This is a genomic window from Stenotrophomonas sp. STEN031, from assembly GCF_056759975.1.
Genome location: NZ_JBRREA010000016.1, coordinates 59,963 through 79,046, shown reverse-complemented (window position 1 = coordinate 79,046; position 19,084 = coordinate 59,963). Strand labels below are relative to the sequence as shown.

Below are 19,084 nucleotides of genomic sequence, written 5' to 3'. Positions count from 1 at the left end.
GGTGCACCCCAGCAGTTTGCGCGGTCCGCTCCCTCCCTTGCACGCAGTGCAGGGGAGGGCTGGGGAGGGGGGCTCTTGCCGTTGCACTTTGCTTGAGCTGCCATTCCAGCCAGCCAAACCCCGCCTCCCGGACGCAATCCCCTATTCACTTCAAGGCAGATTGCTATCCTGTGCGGCATGAACACGCAGACCACCCCCTCCGCCATCGGCCTGGTCGGCTTCGACGGCGATGACACGCTCTGGAAGAGCGAAGACTATTACCAGAAGGCCGAGCACGAATTTGGCCTGATCCTCAGCAACTACATCGACCTGCACGACGCCGGCACTGCCCAGCATCTGCTCAAGGTGCAGCGGCGCAACCTGGCCGTGTTCGGCTACGGTGCCAAGGGCATGACCCTGTCGATGCTGGAAGCCGCCATCGAGCTCACCGACGAGAAGATCTCCGCGCATGACCTGCGCCAGATCGTCGAGATCGGCCGGCGCACGCTGGAGCATCCGGTCGATGTCATCGATGGCGTCCGCGAAGCCGTGGCTGCCATCGCTGCCGAATACCCGGTGGTGCTGATCACCAAGGGCGATCTGTTCCACCAGGAGCAGAAGATCGAGCGTTCCGGCCTGCTGGACCTGTTCCCGCGCATCGAGATCATCTCGGAGAAGGACCAGTCGACCTACGCCAAGGTATTGGCCGAGTTCAACATGCCGGCCGAGCGTTTCGTGATGATCGGCAATTCGCTGCGCTCGGATATCGAGCCGGTGCTGGGTCTGGGCGGCTGGGGCATCCATACCCCGTACGCAATGACCTGGGCACACGAGGCCGAGCACGGTGTCTCCGCGGAAGAGCCACGCCTGCATCACGCCGACACCGCCCACCAGTGGCCGGAAGCCGTGCGTGCGGTCGCCGCGCAGGCTGCAGCGGCACAGGGCAACTGAGGTGAGCGCGGCAGGCTCCCGGCACCACCTGCGTCGGCCAGCGTTGCTGCTGCGACTGGGCCTGCTGGCAGCTGCCGTGCTGCCCTTGCCGTTGTTGGCACAACAGCCGGCAACGGCAGCGGTGGCCGAGGTCCACGCGCCGGCCACCGGTGATGCCTGGGTGGACAAGCAGCTGGCCGATATCAACGCCTATGCCGCGCGCTACCCGGAGGCCTTCGTCGATGAGCTGGCGCGTTATGCCAGTGCCCGCCCGGGCTATGTGCAGGCCTTGCTGCAGGACCATGGCTGGAAGCCCGGCGATGTCTATCTGGCCTGCTTCTGGGGCAAGGTCAATGGCAGCAACTGCCGTACTGCAGTGAAGGCCCGCGCACAGCAGCCCGAGGCCAGCTGGAAAGAGGTGTTGGCTGGCCTGCAGCCGGCCCCGGACAACCTGCGCTGGCGGGCCCTGCGCCACGCCATCGTCGCCAGTTTCGACCACTGGGACCGGCCGATAACGCTGGATCCGCTGCTGCAGCGCCAGCTCGGCGACCGCGCCCAACGCGAGGCGGCGGCGCGCAGGAGTGACGCGGAGTAAACCGCGGCGGTATTTGCTGCCCTGCAGATAGGCGCAGGGGGCGATTCCGGGCGAAAATGGCGTTCCTTCGATTTCGCGTCAAAGCGCTTTGTCATGACCGCCGACCGTTTCGTTTCGCCCGATCACATCCGCAGCCTGTTCTCGCAGGCGATGTCGCATATGTACCGCACCGAAGTGCCGTTGTACGGCACGCTGGTGGAACTGGTTGGCGCGATCAACGCCGACGTTCTGGCCGCGCAGCCGGAGCTGGCCGCGCAGATGCAGCGCAGCGGCGAACGCGAGCGCCTGGATGTGGAACGCCATGGCGCAATCCGCGTCGGCACCGCGCAGGAGCTGGCCACGCTCGGCCGCCTGTTCGCGGTCATGGGCATGCAGCCGGTGGGGTATTACGATCTGTCGGTGGCCGGCGTGCCGGTGCATTCCACTGCGTTCCGGCCGGTGGACGGCGAGTCCTTGAACCGCAACCCGTTCCGTGTGTTCACCTCGCTGCTGCGGCTGGAGCTGATCGAGGACGCCGTGCTGCGCGAGCAGGCCGCCGAGATCCTCGCCCGCCGCAACATCTTCACCCCTGGCGCATTGCAGCTGATTGAACAGTGCGAGCGCGACGGTGGTTTGAGCGAAGACGATGCCTGGCGCTTCGTAGTCGAGTCGCTGGAGACCTTCCGCTGGCACAACGAAGCCACCGTCTCGCTGGAGACCTATCACGCCCTGCATGGCGCGCACCGTTTGGTTGCCGACGTGGTCAGTTTCCGTGGCCCGCATATCAATCACCTCACCCCGCGCACGCTGGACATCGATGCCGCACAGGCCGCGATGCATGAGCGAGGTCTGGCGGCAAAGGCCGTGATCGAAGGCCCGCCGCGCCGCGACTGCGCCATCCTGCTGCGCCAGACCAGCTTCAAGGCGCTGGAGGAGATGGTGCATTTCCCGTCGGGGGCCGACAACGAAGCGGGCACCCATACCGCGCGCTTCGGTGAGATCGAACAGCGCGGCCTGGCGCTGACGCCGAAGGGCCGTGATCTGTATGACGCCCTGCTTGCGCAGGCGCGCGGCGGCGAAGGCAGCGCCGGTGGCGACTACATGCAGCGCCTGCAGGGCGCGTTCACCGCGTTCCCGGATGACCATGCAACGCTGCGCCGCGAAGGCCTGGGTTATTACCGCTACAGCCTGACCGATGCGGGCCTTGCCGCTGATGCGGATACCCGTGCCTTGCCGGCGGAAGTATTGATCGAGCGCGGCCTGGCCAGCGCTGATCCGATCATCTATGAGGATTTCCTGCCGGTGAGTGCGGCGGGTATTTTCCAGTCGAATCTTGGTGGTGGTGAGCAGCGGGCCTATGCCGCGCGTGCGAACCGTGATGCTTTCGAGCAGGCATTGGGTGCGAAGGTCAGCGACGAATTCGCGATCTACGAGCGCCTGCAGGCCGAGTCGCTGGCGGCGCTGAAGGCTTGATGCATTGCTCCCTCCCTTTGCCGCAGGCAAGGGGAGGGCTGGGGAGGGGTGCTCTTGCCCTTGCTTCAAGGCAACTGCATCAATCCACGCACGCCAAGCTTCAAACGCAGATCAAGCGCAAAAGCTTACCCCTCCCCAACCCTCCCCTGCGCTACGCGCAAGGGAGGGGGCACAAGCGGCTGGCTCAGGCGCCGTAACGCGTCTTCAGCATGGCCCAGGCCGAGCGCAGCGCCAGCGCTTCACCGCCGGCCGGGCGGCCCGGGCGTTCGCCGTCGTTCCAGGCGTAGACGTCCAGATGCGCCCACACCTGGCCTTCGTTGATGAAACGCTCCAGATACAGCGCGGCGGTGACCGAGCCGGCCATGCGCGAGCCGGCGTTGGCCAGGTCGGCGATGCCGCTGTTGAGGTAGCGCAGGTAGGGACGCCACAACGGCATGCGCCAGACCGGGTCGCGGGTGCTGTCGCCGGCCTGCAGCCACTGGTTGGCCAGGGTGTCGTCATTGGCGAACAAGGCCGGCAGGTCCGGGCCCAGCGCGATGCGTGCGGCACCGGTGAGGGTGGCGAAATCGAGGATGGTGTCCGGGTTCTGCTCGCTGACGTAGGTCAGCGCGTCGCACAGCACTAGGCGGCCTTCGGCGTCGGTGTTGTCGATTTCCACGGTGATGCCCTTGCGGGTGGTGATCACTTCGCCGGGACGGAAGGCATCCGGGCCGACGGCATTTTCCACCGCAGCCACCACCAGGGTCAGCTGCACCGGCAGCTGCTGCGCCATCACCAGGCCCGCCAGGGCGATGGCGTGGGCGGCACCGCCCATGTCCTTCTTCATGTTGCGCATGCCGTCGGCCGGCTTCAGGTCCAGGCCGCCGGTGTCGAAGCACACGCCCTTGCCGACCAATGCCAGATGCGGCGCTCCCGCGTTGCCCCAGCGCAGCACGATCAGGCGCGGTGCGCGGTGCGAGGCGCGGCCCACGGCGTGGATGGTCGGGAAATTCATTTCCAGCAGTTCGTCGCCGGCAATCACTTCCAACTCGCCGCCGTGGGCGTCGGCCAGCTCGCGCGCGGCGTCTTCCAACTGCTGCGGGCCCATGTCTTCGGTCGGCGTGTTGACCCAGTCGCGCACGCGCAGACAGGCGGTCACCACGTCGAGAACGTCAGCGGCCGGGCTTGCCAGCAGCTGTGCGGCCGGGCGCGCCAGCTTGCGGTAGCGGTCGAAGCGGTAGCTGCCCAGGCCCCAGCCGATCTGCAGGTTGGCGTTGCTGCTGGCGTCCAATTCGTTGGCAACCTGCCAGGTGGTGCCGGCCGGCAGCGCGAACGGTGCATGCGCGTAGGCGTAGGCATCGGCATGGTCGCCAACGCCGAGCACGGCGCCGGCAATGCCGTTGTCGCCGGGCAACAACAGCACGCTGTTGGGGGCGGCGTTGAACTGCTGCGCTGCCGCCCAGGCCTGCACGGCGGCCGGCTGCTGTGCCTTCCATGCGGCAAAGCCGTCGCGGTCCAGCACGTACAGCGGCAGGGCGTTGGTGGAATCGGTGGTGTAAGCGGTAATCGGGGTCATGGTGTTCTCTTGCGTCTGCTGGCGGCCGTGGGCTTAGCGCTGCGGGTTGGAGGCGTTGCCATCCAGCCAGTCGGCCAGTCCGGTCAGGGTGTCGAACTGCAGGTCAGGCTGCAGTTCGGTGTGGGTCCATGAATGTTCTTCGCGGTTGATCCAGCAACCACGCAGGCCGGCGCGCATCGCACCGGCTACGTCCATTTCGGCGTGATCGCCGACGTGCAGTACCTGCGCGTGCTCAACGCCAAGGCGTTCGCAAGCGGCATGGAAGATGCCCGGGTCCGGCTTGGCCGCACCGAATTCGCGCGAGCCCAGCTGGAAGGCGAACAACTCGCCGATGCCAATGCGCTGCAGGTCGGCATTGCCGTTGCTCACTGCGGCCACCGGCACGCGTGCGGCGATGCGGCGCAGTGCCGCCAATGCATCGGGGTAGAACTCGACCTGGTTGCGCGCGGCGTAGAACGTTTCGTAGGCCGGATCGAGCAGGTCCATGCTTGCCCCGCTCTTCTCCAGCGCCTCGGCCAGGGTCAGCCGGCGCAGCGCGCTGAGGTCGTAGTGCAGGTGCGGGTTGTCGCGGAACGAGCGTTCGCGCAGTTCACGCATGGCCGCGACCGGGTACATGCGGGCAGTGGCCGGGCTGTGTTCCAGCATCCAGTCATGCAGCACCTGGTCGATGCGGGCACCGATGGGAGCGAACGGCCACAGGGTGTCGTCCAGATCGAGGGTGATGGCGAGTACGGGGAAATTCATCCGGCCATTTTACGCCAAGCCCATGAGCCGGGCCTGTAGGGGCCGTGGCTGCCCGATCTGACTTGTGGGAGCGGCGTGAGCCGCGAAGCTACGGACATCATCAGTTGGCAGAGGCGCTGGTTGCTTCAGCATTGTCAGCTTCGCGGCTTACGCCGCTCCCACAATAGCGACGCTACTCCAATAGCTTTGCCCAGCCTTGCATGCCGTCGACGCGGCTCAGCACCAGTTTCACGCAGACCAGCAGCGGCACCGCAAGCAGCAGGCCGATCATGCCCCACAGCCAGCCGAACAGCATCAACGCCAGGATCAGCATCAGTGGTGAGATCGCCATGCTGCGGCCGAGCACGATAGGCGTGATCAATTGCCCTTCCAGTGTGTGCAGGCCCAGATAGGCCAGCGCCGGCAGCAGGGCGGTCAGTGGATCGCGGAATTCGACGAAGCCCATCAGCAGCATCAGCACGATGCCGATCAGCGGCCCCACATACGGTGCGAAATTCAGCAGCGCGGCCACCGTGCCCCATAGCAGTGCTTCGGGCAGGGCGATGCCGAGCAGCATCAGCACACCGGACAGGATCAGGCCCAGGCCAACGTTGATGAGGGTGATGGTCAGTACATAGCGGGATATCTCGCGTTCGATCGAGCGCAGGATCTCGGCGGTGAAGCGTTTCTGCTGGCGGTTGGGCAGCAGCGCGATCACGTGCCGCTGCAGGTTTTCGCCATAGATCATGAAGAACAGGGTCAGCAGCACCACCGCCAGCGCCGAGGCGGCCAGCTTGGGCGTGCGCACCAGTGCCTTGTAGGGATCGTCGAGTTGAGTGCGGATCACCTGCACCTTGCGGTTGCCTTCGCCACCGGCGGCGCGGGCGAAGCTCTCTGCCGCCAGGTTGGCCTGCTGTACCGGCTTGACGAAGTCCTGCACCTTGCGCGAGATCTGCCGCATCTGCTGCGGCGCTTCCTGTACCCATTCGGTGGCGGGGCCGGCCAGCTGCACGGTCAGCGCGGCCGCGCCGGCCAAGCCGGCCGACAGCACCAGCAGCGCGCCGAGGAAACGCGGCAGGTGCAGTTTCTGCAACAGGCGGATGATGGGGTTGCCGATCAGCGCGAAGAACATCGCCAGCAGCACCGGCAGGATGACTTCCTGCGCGGCCCACAGCGTGTAACCAACGGCCAGGGTGGCCAGCACCACCAGCGCCGCAGGTGCACGCGGGCGCGGCGGCAGGGGCGTAGGTTCGGCCGCCGCAGCGGCAGCTTCAGGCAACGGCTCGGACATGCGGGCGATGCTCCGGACGATAAGGCGCGGCGCGGTGCCGCGCCCGGCTCAGGATTCTGACAGTTCCGTGGCGGCTTCGGCGGCGCGCGGCGGCACAGGATTGGAGGCGTCCGGGGACCGGGCCGTTGCCTGCGCGGAGGCTGCCGCAGGTGCAGCAGCCTGTTCGGCATCGGCTGCGGCCTGATCCGCATCGTCGGCGGCACCTGCCGCCTGGCTGGCGGCCACGCCAGCCGCGGCGGCGGCAAACGAGGCCACCGAGGCCTGGGCCGAAGCCACCAGCCCGGACACCGAGCCGATCATCTGCAGCCAGCGGCTGCCGCTGAAGGCACCGCCGGGTTCCAGCTTGCCGGCCAGGAAGCCACCAGCAAGACCGACAACCACGATGCGGCCGGGCGTCCATGCACTGCGCCAGGTCTGGTTGAGCCGGTCCCAATGCTGGGTGGCTTCCTCGCCACGTACCTGCACCACGGCTTCGGCGCGACGCACGCGGCGTTGCAGGGCTTCGAAATTCACGGTGTGTGCTCCCCGGGGATCTTCACTTCGGCATCGGGGTCGTCGCCACTTGGTTCGTCGAACAGACCCAACCGCGACAACTGCCGGCGGGTGGCGTGCATGCCGGTGTGGTGGAAGAAGTACGACACCCGCCATATCGCGTAGCCGGTGACGGCCAGGCTGGTGAGGGTGGGGATCAGCAGCGAGATGAACAGCGACAGGCCCATGTATTGCAGCATCGCCACCGCCGTGGCCGCCAACAGCAGCCACGCCGAGGCGCCGAACACGATGGCCACGCCGCTCCATGCCAATGAGCGACCAAACGCGCTGCGCGCCAAGGCCAGGTCGGCCGAAGCCAGCCGGCGCAGGGAGCGCAGCGTGTTGGAAGCCGAGTCCAGCGTCTGCCGGCCGGCCGCGCCAACCTGGCGGATGCTTTCTTCCAGCCCGGGCGCCTGGCCCGGGGTGGAATCGTCGCCAGTGGGCGGTGTTGCGTTATCGCTCACGCCGATCAGTCGTTGCTGCGGGCGAGCTTGGCAATGATCCAGCCAGCGGCGAAGGCCACGCCGAACGAGGCCAGCGGACGCTCGCGGATGAGGTCGGCGGCGCTGTCGATCAGGTCCTTGCCCTTGTCCATCAAGGCATCGACCTGTTCCTTGGCGGCGGCACCGCCAAGTTCAGCAGCGGCCAGGCCAGATAGCGCGCTGTCGGACAATTCGGCCTTCATGTTGGCCTTGCCCAGACGCAGTTCGTCGCCGGCAGCACCGGCGGCGCCCTTGACGGCCGAGCCAGCGGCGGAAGCGGCGGACTTCAGGTGTGCGCCAGCCTCGCCCAGGTGTTCCTTCATGTTCTCGGTATTGGTGGGGCTCATCGTGATCTCCTGGTTTCAGCGGGTGCGCCGGATGGCGCGCGGTTGCAACAGAACTCAACAAATAGCAGCTGCCGGGTGTAAACAACGTTACGCCGACAGCACAAGATGCTCACCTGGGCATCATCGCATCATCAATTGGCCACGCTGGCTGCCACCGCGCAGGATGCTGAGCACCAGCTGTGGCGGGCGTTGGCCGAAGCTTGCGCGCCAGCCGGCGAGGTCGGTGAAGGCGCCGCTGCTGGCTGCAAGAATCACATCGCCACCGGCCAGGCCCGATTGCGCGGCGCGGCTGCCACGCGCCACTTCGCTGACCAGCACGCCGTTGATGCCGGCCTGGCGCAGTGATTCGGGCAGGTCGGCGAAGGTGGCACCGCTCAGGCGCGGGTCCAGCGTGTCGCCGGCCACGGCGCGCGGTTGTTCCTTCAAGGTGGCCTTGAGCTGCAATGGCTTGCCGTCGCGGCGCACTTCCAGATCAACCGTGCGGCCGACCGTGGAGAGGCCTTCGAAGTTGTGCAGGGCCTGCGCGCTGTCCACGCGCTGGCCATTGATCGCGGTGACCACGTCGCCAGCCTTGACCCCGGCCGCTGCTGCACCGGAGCCGGCCAGCACGCGTGTCACCAGCGCGCCGCGGGCTTCTTCCAGGCCCAGGCCCTGGGCGATCTGCGGGGTCAGGTTCTGGGTTTCCACGCCCAGCGTGCCGCGCACCACCACACCCTTGGTGATCAGCTGCTCGACCACGTCGCGGGCCAGGTTGGACGGAATGGCCAGGCCCAGGCCGATGTTGCCGGCCATGCTGCCCTGCGGGTTGTAGCTGGCGGTATTGATGCCGACCAGCTGGCCGTTGAGGTTGACCAGTGCGCCACCGGAGTTGCCCGGGTTGATCGAGGCATCGGTCTGGATGAAGTTCTGGTAGCCCAACCCGCGGATGCCGCTGCGGCCCACTGCCGAGACGATGCCGGAGGTGACAGTCTGGCTGAAGCCGAACGGGTTGCCGATCGCCACCACGAAGTCACCCACGCGCAGCTGGTCGCTATTGCCCAGCGGCAGGGCGGTGAGCTTTTCGGCCGGGATGCGGATCAGGGCGATGTCGGTGTCGCGGTCCGAACCGAGGAACTCGGCCTTGACTGTACGCCCGTCGGCCAGGGTGACCTGTACGTCGTCGGCATTCTCGACCACATGGTGGTTGGTCAGCACATAGCCGCGCGCTGCATCGATGATCACGCCCGAGCCCAGCGACTCGTTGATGCGCTCCTGCGGTATCTGTGGGAACAGGCGGCGGAAGAACGGATCGTCGAAGTAGGGGTTGCGTACCCGCACCACCTGCTTGGTATTGACGCTGACCACGGCCGGCATGGCCTGTTCCAGCATCGGCGCCAGCGATGGCACGGCCTGCCCGGCGACGGCGGCCGGCAGCGCAGCGGTGGTCGGCAACACCGTGCCCAGCGAGGCGGCGTCGGCGCGGTTGTCCAGGTGGGCATTGATGGCGGTGGCGGTAAAGCCACCGAAGGCGGCGGCCAGGGCCAGGGTCAGCAGGGTCGGGATGGGTCGCATTGCCGGGGGTTCCATGCGGGGGCGCCCGAGGGCGGCGCCGGGGTGGGGCGGGTTGCTGAACGCGAGTGTGGCGGGGGGCGCTTAAATCGGCAATGAAACCTCTGCATCGCCGCAATCCCAAGAGGCCCAAGCCCTGCACGGATTGCAATAGTCCGGCGGTAGATTTTTCGTTTGACATCACCCCGTGGGTGGGTAAGCTTGGTCCGGTCATCACCCACTAGATGTTGGGTTGATGTGAAAAGCGTCCCCAAGCAGTAGGGTTTAGTGCTCGGGGTGCAAGCACCCCAACGGAAGGCGTGCAATGACCGCGACAGTGATGCAGAAAACCGGTAGTTCCCGGAATCCCCTCATCCCGCCGACAGGCGCGTAAGTACGCGCCTGCGCGTCGTTGTCTTTGCAGCCTGGCCTGTTTGGGAAAAGAAAAATCGCACCGCAAGGTGCCCCAGGAGAGTTTCCACAATCATGAGTACGGTGCGTCTGGAAGTGGTCAGCAATCAAACCAAGTCGGACATGATCCCTCTGCAACCTGCCTCGCAGGACATCTGGGAAAAGAAGTACCGCCTCACGACCAAGGCGGGCGAAGCGCTGGACGCCGATATCGACGGCACCTACCTGCGCGTGGCCCGCGCCCTGGCGGATGCCGAGGCGACCGACGACAAGCGTGCCTACTGGTATGAGCGTTTCGCCTGGGCCCTGCGCCGTGGCGCGATCCCGGCCGGCCGCATCACCTCCAATGCCGGCGCGCAGCAGCACAAGCCGGCCACCAGCACCATCAACTGCACCGTGTCGGGCACCATCACCGACTCGATGGACGGCATCCTGGAGAAGGTCCACGAAGCGGGCCTGACCCTGAAGGCCGGCTGCGGCATCGGCTACGAGTTCAGCACCCTGCGTCCGCGCGGTGCCTTCGTTGCCGGCGCGGGCGCCTACACCTCCGGGCCGATGTCCTTCATGGATATCTACGACAAGATGTGCTTCACCGTGTCCTCGGCCGGTGGCCGTCGTGGCGCGCAGATGGGCACCTTCGATGTGTCGCACCCGGACGTGAAGGACTTCATCCGCGCCAAGCGCGAGGACGGCCGCCTGCGCCAGTTCAACCTGTCGCTGCTGATTACCGATGGCTTCATGGATGCGGTCAACAACGACGCCGACTGGCAGCTGGTGTTCCCGATCAACACCAAGGAACAGGCCGAAGTCGACCAGAACGCCACCGACGTGGTCTGGCGCGAGTGGCCGACCCACGAAAACTACATCGTCCGCGATGACGGCCTGGTGGCCTGCAAGGTGTACGGCCACATCCGTGCCCGTCACCTGTGGGACATGATCATGGTCTCCACGTATGACTATGCCGAGCCGGGTTTCATCCTGATCGACCGCGTCAACGAGATGAACAACAACTGGTGGTGCGAGAACATCCGCGCCACCAACCCCTGCGGCGAGCAGCCGCTGCCGCCCTACGGCGCCTGCCTGCTGGGCTCGGTGAACCTGACCAAGTTCGTGCGCGACCCGTTCACCGACAAGGCCTCGTTCGACTGGGACGAGTACAAGGAAGTGGTGCGCGTGTTTACCCGCATGCTGGACAACGTGGTCGAAGTGAACGGCCTGCCGCTGGAACAGCAGCGCAACGAGATCATGCGCAAGCGCCGCCACGGCATGGGTTTCCTCGGCCTGGGCAGCACCATGACCATGCTGAAGATGAAGTACGGCAGCACCGAGTCCTGCGAGTTCACCGAAGCCATCGCCCGTGACATGGCCGTGGCCGGCTGGGAAACCGGCCTGGAACTGGCCCGTGAGAAGGGCGCTGCCCCGATCATGGAAGAACAGTTCTCGGTCACCGCCGCCATGCTGCGCCAGCGCCCGGAAATGAAGAAGGACGGCTGGAAGGTCGGCCAGAAGATCGCAGGCAAGGTGCTGCACGCCCGCTACAGCCGCTACATGCAGCGCGTGGCCACGGTGGCCCCGGAGCTGGTGGAAGAACTGGCCACGGTCGGTTCGCGCTTCACCCACCACAGCTCCATCGCCCCGACCGGCACCATCAGCCTGTCGCTGGCCAACAACGCCTCCAATGGCATCGAGCCCTCGTTCGCGCACCACTACAGCCGCAACGTGATCCGCGAAGGCAAGAAGTCCAAGGAAAAGGTGGACGTGTTCTCGTTCGAGCTGCTGGCCTACCGCCAGCTGGTCAACGCCAAGGCCATGCCGTTCTCCGACGAGGCCGACGCCCAGCTGCCGGAGTACTTCATCAGCGCCGACGACATCTCGCCCAAGGAACACGTGGACGTGCAGGCCGCCGCGCAGAAGTGGGTGGACAGCTCGATCTCCAAGACTGCCAACGTACCGACCGATTACCCGTACGAGCAGTTCAAGGACATCTACCGCTACGCCCACGAGCAGGGCCTGAAGGGCTGCACTACCTTCCGCTTCAACCCCGCCGCCTTCCAGGGCGTGCTGGTCAAGGAAGCGGACCTGGAGAACACCACCTACCGCTTCGAGCTGGAAGACGGCCAGGTGGTGGAGGTCAAGGGCAACGAACAGATCGAGTACGACGGCGAGATGCACACCGCCGCCAACCTGTTCGACGCCCTCAAGGAAGGCTACTACGGCAAGTTCTGAGTGCCTTCATCGCCCTCCCGGCCGCGCGCTGGGAGGGCATGACGGTGGTCTCACCGCCACCGGGTTGTTGCGCGTTTGTTTCACGTTGCATCGGCTTCGATATAGCATCGCCAACGTTAAAAGACCCGATGCCCTGAGGAGGGCTATATGAGCAATGGTAATGGTGTGACCGCGACCGTAACCCAGGTTGCCGAGAACGTGAAAGAAACCGCAGCCAACGTCGGCGAGACCCTGGCCGTGACCGCCAGCGATGCCGTGGCCGCCGTCAAGACCGGCGCGCACAAGGTCGAGGCCGGCGCCAAGAAGCAGGTGGCCAAGGTCAAGAAGGCAGTGAAGAAGGCTGAAAAGGCCGTCAAGAAGGCCGAAAAGGTCGTCGCCAAGAAAGCGGCCGCCGCCAAGAAGGAAGTAAAGAAGAAGGTCGCCTCGGTCCGCCAGAAGCTGGAGGCCGCCAAGGCCAACGCCCAGGCTGAAGCCACCGAGCTGAAGAAGAAGGGTGCCGGCAAGCGTGCGGCCACCAAGAAGGCCATCGCCAAGGTCGAGAAGAAGGCCGCCAGCAAGGTCGCCTCGGCCAAGAAGACGGTGAAGGCTGCCGAGAAGAAGGTCGCCAAGGCCGTCAGCAAGAAGGCTGCTGCCGCCAAGAAGTCGGTGAAGGCCACCGAGAAGAAGATTGCCAAGGCCGTCGTCAAGAAGACCACCGCTGCCAAGAAGGCAGTGAAGAAGGTCGAAAAGAAGGCTGCCAAGAAGGTCGCCGCCGTCAAGAAGACGGTGAAGGCCACTGAAAAGAAGGTCGCCAGGAAAGTAGCCGTCAGCAAGAAGACCGCTGCCAAGAAGGTTGCCGTGGCCAAGAAGACCGTGGCCAAGAAGGCCGCTACCGCAAAGAAGGCGGTTACCAAAAAGGCTACCGCAGTGAAGAAGGCCGCCAAGAAGGCGACCCGCAAGTAAGCCGCACCGCGCACCCCGTCCCCCGGGACGGGGTTGCTGCCAATCCGTATAGCAACGCATAACCAGGACTCGCACCATGGCCGTCAAGATCGACAAGAAAATCAAGGGCTATTCCGTCATCACCCCGGACGACAAGGCCCGTGAAGCAGCAGCGGCCAAGGCCCCGGTGGCAGTGGCCCTGGACGAGTCCCCGGCCGACAACATCGTGCACATGCACGAGCGCATCGAGCGCCCGGAAGTGCTGATCGGCAGCACCTACAAGATCAAATCGCCGCTGGTGGAGCACGCCTTCTACGTGACCATCAACGACATCGTGCTCAACCAGGGCACCGAGCACGAACTGCGCCGTCCGTTCGAGATCTTCATCAACTCCAAGTCGATGGAGCATTTCCAGTGGATCGTGGCGCTGACCCGCATCATGTCCGCCGTGTTCCGCAAGGGCGGCGACGTCACCTTCATCGTTGACGAAATGAAGGCCGTGTTCGACCCGAAGGGCGGTTACTTCAAGGCCGGCGGCGTGTACATGCCGTCGCTGGTGGCCGAGCTGGGCTCCATCGTCGAAGACCACATGAAGTCGATCGGCCTGCTGCAGGATCCGGAAATGAGCGCCCACCAGCGCGCCCTGATCGCCGAAAAGCGCAAGCAGTTCGAAGAACGCTCAAAAAAAAACAGTGAAGTAAGCGCAGCGCCGGCGCAAAGCGCCGCGCTCGCCCCCTCCCTTTCGCAAAGCGAAGGGGAGGGCCGGGGAGGGGTAGCCCTTGAGGTTGCCGTCGCCCCCGAAGCCGACCCCGAAAGCGCCGACAACGGCAGTTTCCCGGCCAGCGCCAGCATGTGCCACAAGTGCAGCACCAAGGCGCTGGTGATCATGGACGGCTGCCAGACTTGCTTGAATTGTGGGTATAGCAAGTGCGGGTAATCGATAGATAAGAAAAGGAGCCCCTTCAGGGGCTCTTTTTTCTTAAGGAAATTCGGAGTTTCCCTCATGACAGGTCTTCTCCATGTTCCTTGCCGGTATCTGAATCCCCTCCAAGGATTAGATATAACCCCGCTGGATGGGATGCGGCGACTGGACAGTGTTCGCTGTCAGTATTGTTATTCCTTGATGGACGATTACGTTGGCGAAAGTCTTTGGAAGGTTCCACTAGCGAGGTATATGGCAACTCACAATCGTGTAGTGAGTTCGATGCGGAAAGCCGGAATCGAACTGCCTGAACGGCGACTCCGGATCAAGGGAAATCCCAGTGAAAGAGATGCGCTCCTTCAGGTTTGTCCAGTGTGTGGTTGGTGGGTAGCAATTGATAGAGCACTGTTCTGTGCCGAGCGCCGTCAGATTTGGAGCATGACCCTTGTTTCGGGTGCAGTACTGCGCGATCTAGACATTCGAGATATAAACGTTCCGATCATGGCTGTGCGGAGGTACCTTTCGGCCAAGCAACAGGCACTGAGAGATATGCATCCCCGACTGTTCGAGGAGACCGTTGCGAGTGTATTTCGTGACTTTGATTATCGTGCGGATGTTACTGCTTACTCCGGCGATGGAGGCATTGATGTTGTGCTTCGGTCCACTGCTGGTGATGTGATTGGCGTACAGGTTAAGAGAAAGAAGAGATCGATCGAGGTTGAGCAGATTAGATCGTTTCTTGGTGCTCTTACTCTTGGGGGCTATCGGCGTGGTGTCTTCGTGGCGACTTCGAAATTCCAGAGGGGATCAGTCGAAGCCGCGCGGATAAGTACATCAAGGCACATCCCTATTGAGCTTGTGGATGGCGACCGCTTTCTTCATATTTTGGGGGCTGCGAACATGGAGGTTCCAGCGACTGCTGATGATTGTGGAATTCATGCTGGGCAGGACTTGCGATTCACGCTTCATTCTCATTTCAATATCAATTCGTTGTGACAGTCGATTTATAAAAAAGTAACGTAGCCCGGGTAAGCGCAGCGCACCCGGGGTCTACAGTGATCGAAGAAGCCGAGCCGACGCTCGGCTTTCTACTTTTGGCTTCGGCTGTTTTCGTTCGATGCCGACGACGCGCCTAATCCCTCGGCTGCGGCCTGATGCGTTGGCGGGCATCGTGCGACCCCGGGTGCGCTGCGCTTACCCGGGCTACGGATTGATTGGTAATTGGCGGGTGTTTTGCTTACGGATCGCGGGGCAGGCGTTATCCGGAGATGTGGCTACGCTGGGGCGATGGTCAACTATCGACGTAATCGTGTTGCCGGCGGCACCTACTTCTTCACCGTTACCTTGCAGGACCGGCGTAGTGATCTGCTGGTGCGCGAGATCGATGCGCTGAAGCAGGCTTGGCGCAACGCCGCGCGGCGTGTTCCGCACCTGGTGTTGGCCGCTGTTGTGCTGCCGGAACATCTGCATGCGGTGATCCAGATGGAGGCCAACACGGATGACTATCCAAGGCTGTGGCAGGACATCAAGAAGGGGGAATCGGGGTCAGAGTGGGGTTTCCGCTCTGGCCCTTGATCGTTGAGGGGTCTTGGGCTTCCAGAACCAACTGGCCCTGCTGCAGAGAGAGCGCAATATCGATAAAAAATCGTAAAGAAATGAACCGATGTTAGTGCTGGAGAAGTTGCAAATATTCATATATATCAGTGTATTGCAGCAGTGGCCGCCATGAAGTATCGTTTCTTGAATCGTAAAGAAACGAGCTCTGATCATGGCCCGTCCTCCATCAGCTAGCGTCCTGCAACTGCTTGATCTGCTTCAAAGCGGCGATCCGGTGCCGGCCGGCGAGTTGGTCGAGAAGCTGGCCGTCTCCCGTCCCGTCCTGTCGCGGTTGGTCACGGAGGCTGGTGATCAGGTACGCCGGGTTGGCAAGGCGCGCGCTACGGCTTACGTAGCCACTGCGCTGGTCCGGCCCAATATGTGGCCGCTTTACCGGATGGGCGCGGACGCGAACATGCAAGAGCTGGGCAACCTTCACGCGTTGCGTGGAGACAGCTTCCTTTTTGAACCCTCGGGTGATCGTCCGAACCTGATGCGCGCAGTAGATGGCCCGACGGGCTACTTTCCGGGGCTGCCCTGGTTTCTGGATGATGTGCGTCCGCAGGGTTTCCTCGGTCGTTCCCTGGCGCATCGTTTGGGACGGGCATTGGGTGTGCCCGAAGACTTGAAGAGCTGGCAGTCGCGCGACAACCTGCTCGGCATCCTGCATGGCGGCACCAGTGTCGGCGATTTGTTGTTGGGACAGGCTGCCATCGACCGTGCGTTGCTGGATGTGGATGCGCCACTGGATCGCGTGGACGTAGCCAGCCGGCACGACGACTACGCTATACGCGCAAAGGAAGCCCTGGATGGCGAGGAAGTTGGTTCGTCTCCAGGAGGCGAGCAGCCCAAGTTCACCGCGACTGTTGTTACTACTACTGGTCGCTACGCTGCCTTGGTCAAGTTCGCGCTGCCGTCGTTGAACCCGTTGGGCGCGCGTTGGGCGGATCTGCTCGTCTGCGAGCATCTGGCCTTATCCACGCTGCGCGAGGCCGGCTTCCCGGCTTCCCGCACACAGCTTCTGCGCAGCGAGGAACATGTGTTCCTTGAAGTGGAGCGGTTTGATCGCACTGTGGACGTATTGGGCAGGCGCGGTTTCGTTTCGCTATTGGCGCTGGATGCAGCATTCATCGGTGAGGGGCCGCGCGACTGGGGGCTGGCCGGCGAGCAGCTCGTTGATGAGCGATTGATCACTCAGGGCACCGCCGAGAACCTGGCCCGGCTGCATTGGTTCGGCCGGTTGATCGGCAATACCGACATGCATCTTGGCAACATCGGTTTCCATCTGATCGACGATGGCCCGCTACCCTTGTGTCCTGCATACGACATGCTGCCGATGTATATGGCGCCATCCGCGCAAACCGGGAATATTCGCGCACTCGTACCGGTAAACATCAATGCGCCCAGCAGAGCCGGGCAAGCGCCATTCATTGCCTGGGCCGCAGAACTGGCTGAGCAGTTCTGGCGGCGGGTAGCGGAATCGGAGATTGCGCCGGAGATTCAGACTGTAGCGCAGCAGAATATCGACGTAGTCAGCCGCTACGCCCAACGCTTTGGCAGCTGAAAGAAAACCGGGGGCAGAGTGGGGTCTTGGATGTTCCGCAGCACGCAGCTCAAACCACATCTGCGGCATTACCTCAGCTTGCGAACCCGCGTATCCCCCGCTCCCAGCAACGCCCCATCCGAACCCTGCAGCCGCATCAGCGGAACCGGCTTGCCGGTGCGGTTGTCGAGCAGTTGCGAATGCCGCTCGCCGCGTTGGTACAGGTGCTGCTCGCCCCATTGGCGCAGGGCGACGAGGAGGGGGAACAGGCTCTCGCCCTTCGGGGTGAGTACGTACTCCTGATACGCCGTGCCGTCCGATGCGGCATGCAGCTGCAGGATGCCGGCATCCACGAGTTTGCGCAGGCGGTCGGTGAGAATGTTGCGGGCCACGCCCAGGCCGCGCTGGAAGTCGCCGAAGCGGCGGACGCCATCGAAGGCATCGCGCAGGATGAGCAGTGACCAGCGGTCGCCGACAAGGTCGAGGCTGCGGGCTACCGGGCAGGGTGAGTCGGATTCGAGGCTGCGGCGGGACATGGCGACTCCTGTGGCTGAATCCATTGTAGTTGCATTTTAAAACCACAGTTCGCTAGCATGCATCTGGTTGCGATATGCAACTGGATTTAGGTGTGCCATGAACCTGCCTTTGGAAAGTGCTTTGGAATGCCCCGAGGCAGCTGTGAGCCGGGTAGGTCAGGCGCTGCCTGCCGGTCTGATATGGCTGTTCGCCATCGCCAGCGGGCTGTGCGTTGCCAATGTGTATTACGCGCAGCCCCTGCTGGACCTGCTTGCTGCATCGCTGGGCATCAGTCTGGCGGCGGTTGGCAGCGTGGTGACCGCAACCCAGATCGGCAGCGCCTTGGCCTTGCTGTTGCTCGTGCCCTTGGGCGACAGGATGGAGCGCCGCCGCCTGATGCTGGTCCAGCTACTGGGCTTGGTGGTCGCGCTGCTGTGGGTGGCCTGGGCGCGATCGCCGTGGCTGCTATTGCTGGGTATGTTGGCGATTGGCTTGCTCGGCACGGCGATGACGCAGGGGCTGATTGCCTATGCCGCCAGTGCCGCTGGCGACAACGAACGAGGGCGGGTGGTCGGCGCCGCGCAGGCCGGCGTGTTCATTGGTCTGTTGATGGCGCGGGTGGTCGCCGGCGGCGTTGCCGACCTGGGCGGTTGGCGTAGCGTCTATGTCGTTTCCGCGCTGGCAATGCTGCTACTGGCGGGCCTGCTTCATCGCAAACTTCCCCGACTGCCTGCGGCACCGGCGGCGCTGGGCTACCTGCAGCTGATCGGCTCCATGGCACGTCTGCTGCGAGAGGAGCGGGTGCTGCAAATCCGGGGAATGCTGGCGTTGCTGATGTTTGCTGCGTTCAATATCTTCTGGAGCGCGCTGGTGCTGCCGTTGAGTGCGCCACCCTACGGCTACTCACACACGGTGATTGGCGCATTCGGTCTGGTGGGCGTGATCGGCGCATTGGGCGCTGCCGGTGCGGGCCGCTGGGTGGACAAGGGGCGTGGCCAGACCGTCACGGCGATGGCGCTGCTGGTGCTGTTGTTGGCGTGGTGGCCGTTGTCGTTGATGCCGGTGTCGTTGTGGGCGCTGGCGTTCGGCATTGTGTTGCTGGACCTTGGTGGGCAGGCGCTGCACGTGAGCAACCAGAGCATGATCCTTCGCGAGCGGCCTGAAGCGCACAGTCGGCTGGTCGGGCTTTACATGCTGTTCTATGCAGCAGGCAGCGGGTTGGGGGCGATTGCCACCACGGCTATCTATGCGCGCGCAGGGTGGAGCGGCGTCTGTGTGTTGGGTGCTGCTACCTGTGGCGTTGCGCTGGTGTTCTGGTTGGCTAGCCGGCGGCTCATGCCTGTGTAGTAGCGGTGCGGTGAAGCGTGCTGGTTTGAGAGTGCTTGCGATAAAACAAAAGCGAAGCTGACTTGTGGGAGCGGCGTAAGCCGCGAAGCTGCGGGAAGTAGCGACAGCTCCGGAAAGTGTGGTTCCTCTGGTTTCCTGGCTTCGCGGCTTACGCCGCTCCCACAAGAGCTGGGTTTGGTGTTTGCTTTCA

Annotated in this window: 18 protein-coding genes; 10 read left to right on the top strand and 8 right to left on the bottom strand. The window is 64.0% G+C overall.

Annotation, left to right across the window (positions count from 1 at the left end; all coding sequences use genetic code 11):
- Nucleotides 1–177: 177 nt before the first annotated feature.
- From ACVOLQ_RS09815 to hglS, 3 genes are all read left to right on the top strand, one after another.
- Nucleotides 178–930 carry an HAD family hydrolase gene (locus tag ACVOLQ_RS09815; RefSeq protein ID WP_313493286.1) on the top strand — a complete coding sequence of 251 codons (753 nt, stop codon included), beginning with the start codon at nt 178–180 and terminating at the stop codon, nt 928–930.
- A 1-nt stretch (nt 931) separates the two neighbouring features.
- Nucleotides 932–1,504: a hypothetical protein gene (locus ACVOLQ_RS09810; RefSeq protein ID WP_481527853.1), complete on the top strand. Its 573-nt coding sequence runs from the start codon at nt 932–934 to the stop codon at nt 1,502–1,504.
- Nucleotides 1,505–1,597: 93 nt separating this feature from the next.
- Nucleotides 1,598–2,956: a 2-oxoadipate dioxygenase/decarboxylase HglS gene (hglS, locus tag ACVOLQ_RS09805; protein WP_481527852.1), complete on the top strand. Its 1,359-nt coding sequence runs from the start codon at nt 1,598–1,600 to the stop codon at nt 2,954–2,956.
- 184 nt (nt 2,957–3,140) lie between these two features.
- Here the strand turns inward: hglS and ACVOLQ_RS09800 are convergent, their stop codons facing one another.
- The 7 genes from ACVOLQ_RS09800 to ACVOLQ_RS09770 all read right to left on the bottom strand — a co-directional run bounded on the left by ACVOLQ_RS09800 (nt 3,141) and on the right by ACVOLQ_RS09770 (nt 9,436).
- Nucleotides 3,141–4,511: a leucyl aminopeptidase family protein gene (locus ACVOLQ_RS09800; RefSeq protein WP_481527851.1), complete on the bottom strand. Its 1,371-nt coding sequence runs from the start codon at nt 4,509–4,511 to the stop codon at nt 3,141–3,143.
- A gap of 33 nt (nt 4,512–4,544) precedes the next feature.
- Nucleotides 4,545–5,255, bottom strand: coding sequence for an HAD family hydrolase (locus tag ACVOLQ_RS09795; RefSeq protein ID WP_313171033.1), 711 nt, complete (start codon nt 5,253–5,255; stop codon nt 4,545–4,547).
- A gap of 172 nt (nt 5,256–5,427) precedes the next feature.
- Nucleotides 5,428–6,525 (bottom strand): AI-2E family transporter, encoded by a 1,098-nt coding sequence (locus ACVOLQ_RS09790; RefSeq protein ID WP_313493290.1) that lies wholly within the window; start codon nt 6,523–6,525, stop codon nt 5,428–5,430.
- Nucleotides 6,526–6,573: 48 nt separating this feature from the next.
- On the bottom strand, nt 6,574–7,038 hold the full coding sequence (locus ACVOLQ_RS09785) for a protein sip-5 (protein WP_481527850.1): 465 nt from the start codon (nt 7,036–7,038) through the stop codon (nt 6,574–6,576).
- Entirely contained in the window at nt 7,035–7,520 is a 486-nt protein-coding gene (locus ACVOLQ_RS09780; protein WP_481527849.1) for a phage holin family protein, read from the bottom strand. The genes ACVOLQ_RS09785 and ACVOLQ_RS09780 overlap by 4 nt, the downstream gene beginning before the upstream one ends.
- 5 nt (nt 7,521–7,525) lie before the next feature.
- Complete coding sequence (locus tag ACVOLQ_RS09775) at nt 7,526–7,885, bottom strand: hypothetical protein (protein WP_296246876.1); 360 nt, start codon at nt 7,883–7,885, stop codon at nt 7,526–7,528.
- A gap of 120 nt (nt 7,886–8,005) precedes the next feature.
- On the bottom strand, nt 8,006–9,436 hold the full coding sequence (locus tag ACVOLQ_RS09770) for a Do family serine endopeptidase (protein WP_313493292.1): 1,431 nt from the start codon (nt 9,434–9,436) through the stop codon (nt 8,006–8,008).
- A gap of 462 nt (nt 9,437–9,898) precedes the next feature.
- Here ACVOLQ_RS09770 and ACVOLQ_RS09765 point away from each other — a divergent pair, with 462 nt between their 5' ends.
- The 6 genes from ACVOLQ_RS09765 to yjjJ all read left to right on the top strand — a co-directional run bounded on the left by ACVOLQ_RS09765 (nt 9,899) and on the right by yjjJ (nt 17,052).
- On the top strand, nt 9,899–12,049 hold the full coding sequence (locus ACVOLQ_RS09765) for an adenosylcobalamin-dependent ribonucleoside-diphosphate reductase (protein ID WP_481527848.1): 2,151 nt from the start codon (nt 9,899–9,901) through the stop codon (nt 12,047–12,049).
- A 147-nt stretch (nt 12,050–12,196) separates the two neighbouring features.
- On the top strand, nt 12,197–12,991 hold the full coding sequence (locus ACVOLQ_RS09760; protein WP_481527847.1) for a hypothetical protein: 795 nt from the start codon (nt 12,197–12,199) through the stop codon (nt 12,989–12,991).
- A gap of 76 nt (nt 12,992–13,067) precedes the next feature.
- Nucleotides 13,068–13,907, top strand: a complete 840-nt coding sequence (locus ACVOLQ_RS09755; protein WP_481527846.1) for a TSCPD domain-containing protein — start codon at nt 13,068–13,070, stop codon at nt 13,905–13,907.
- A gap of 423 nt (nt 13,908–14,330) precedes the next feature.
- Nucleotides 14,331–14,888 (top strand): restriction endonuclease, encoded by a 558-nt coding sequence (locus tag ACVOLQ_RS09750; RefSeq protein ID WP_481527845.1) that lies wholly within the window; start codon nt 14,331–14,333, stop codon nt 14,886–14,888.
- 291 nt (nt 14,889–15,179) lie between these two features.
- Entirely contained in the window at nt 15,180–15,467 is a 288-nt protein-coding gene (locus ACVOLQ_RS09745; protein ID WP_481527844.1) for a transposase, read from the top strand.
- A gap of 193 nt (nt 15,468–15,660) precedes the next feature.
- Entirely contained in the window at nt 15,661–17,052 is a 1,392-nt protein-coding gene (gene yjjJ / locus ACVOLQ_RS09740) for a type II toxin-antitoxin system HipA family toxin YjjJ (protein WP_481527843.1), read from the top strand.
- 68 nt (nt 17,053–17,120) lie between these two features.
- Here yjjJ and ACVOLQ_RS09735 read toward each other — a convergent pair whose 3' ends face one another.
- A complete protein-coding gene (locus tag ACVOLQ_RS09735) occupies nt 17,121–17,567 on the bottom strand; it encodes a winged helix-turn-helix transcriptional regulator (RefSeq protein ID WP_481527842.1) in 447 nt (148 codons plus the stop codon).
- A 142-nt stretch (nt 17,568–17,709) separates the two neighbouring features.
- Here ACVOLQ_RS09735 and ACVOLQ_RS09730 point away from each other — a divergent pair, with 142 nt between their 5' ends.
- Nucleotides 17,710–18,894 (top strand): MFS transporter, encoded by a 1,185-nt coding sequence (locus ACVOLQ_RS09730; protein ID WP_481527841.1) that lies wholly within the window; start codon nt 17,710–17,712, stop codon nt 18,892–18,894.
- Nucleotides 18,895–19,084 lie beyond the last annotated feature (190 nt).

Bases quoted from the DNA above. Each gene is read 5' to 3' on its own strand.
- ACVOLQ_RS09815 (WP_313493286.1), top strand. From the start codon at position 178: ATGAACACGCAGACCACCCCCTCCGCCATCGGCCTGGTCGGCTTCGAC.
- hglS (WP_481527852.1), top strand. From the start codon at position 1,598: ATGACCGCCGACCGTTTCGTTTCGCCCGATCACATCCGCAGCCTGTTC.
- ACVOLQ_RS09800 (WP_481527851.1), bottom strand. From the start codon at position 4,511: ATGACCCCGATTACCGCTTACACCACCGATTCCACCAACGCCCTGCCG.
- ACVOLQ_RS09795 (WP_313171033.1), bottom strand. From the start codon at position 5,255: ATGAATTTCCCCGTACTCGCCATCACCCTCGATCTGGACGACACCCTG.
- ACVOLQ_RS09790 (WP_313493290.1), bottom strand. From the start codon at position 6,525: ATGTCCGAGCCGTTGCCTGAAGCTGCCGCTGCGGCGGCCGAACCTACG.
- ACVOLQ_RS09775 (WP_296246876.1), bottom strand. From the start codon at position 7,885: ATGAGCCCCACCAATACCGAGAACATGAAGGAACACCTGGGCGAGGCT.
- ACVOLQ_RS09770 (WP_313493292.1), bottom strand. From the start codon at position 9,436: ATGCGACCCATCCCGACCCTGCTGACCCTGGCCCTGGCCGCCGCCTTC.
- ACVOLQ_RS09765 (WP_481527848.1), top strand. From the start codon at position 9,899: ATGAGTACGGTGCGTCTGGAAGTGGTCAGCAATCAAACCAAGTCGGAC.
- ACVOLQ_RS09760 (WP_481527847.1), top strand. From the start codon at position 12,197: ATGAGCAATGGTAATGGTGTGACCGCGACCGTAACCCAGGTTGCCGAG.
- ACVOLQ_RS09755 (WP_481527846.1), top strand. From the start codon at position 13,068: ATGGCCGTCAAGATCGACAAGAAAATCAAGGGCTATTCCGTCATCACC.
- ACVOLQ_RS09750 (WP_481527845.1), top strand. From the start codon at position 14,331: ATGACCCTTGTTTCGGGTGCAGTACTGCGCGATCTAGACATTCGAGAT.
- ACVOLQ_RS09745 (WP_481527844.1), top strand. From the start codon at position 15,180: ATGGTCAACTATCGACGTAATCGTGTTGCCGGCGGCACCTACTTCTTC.
- yjjJ (WP_481527843.1), top strand. From the start codon at position 15,661: ATGGCCCGTCCTCCATCAGCTAGCGTCCTGCAACTGCTTGATCTGCTT.
- ACVOLQ_RS09735 (WP_481527842.1), bottom strand. From the start codon at position 17,567: ATGTCCCGCCGCAGCCTCGAATCCGACTCACCCTGCCCGGTAGCCCGC.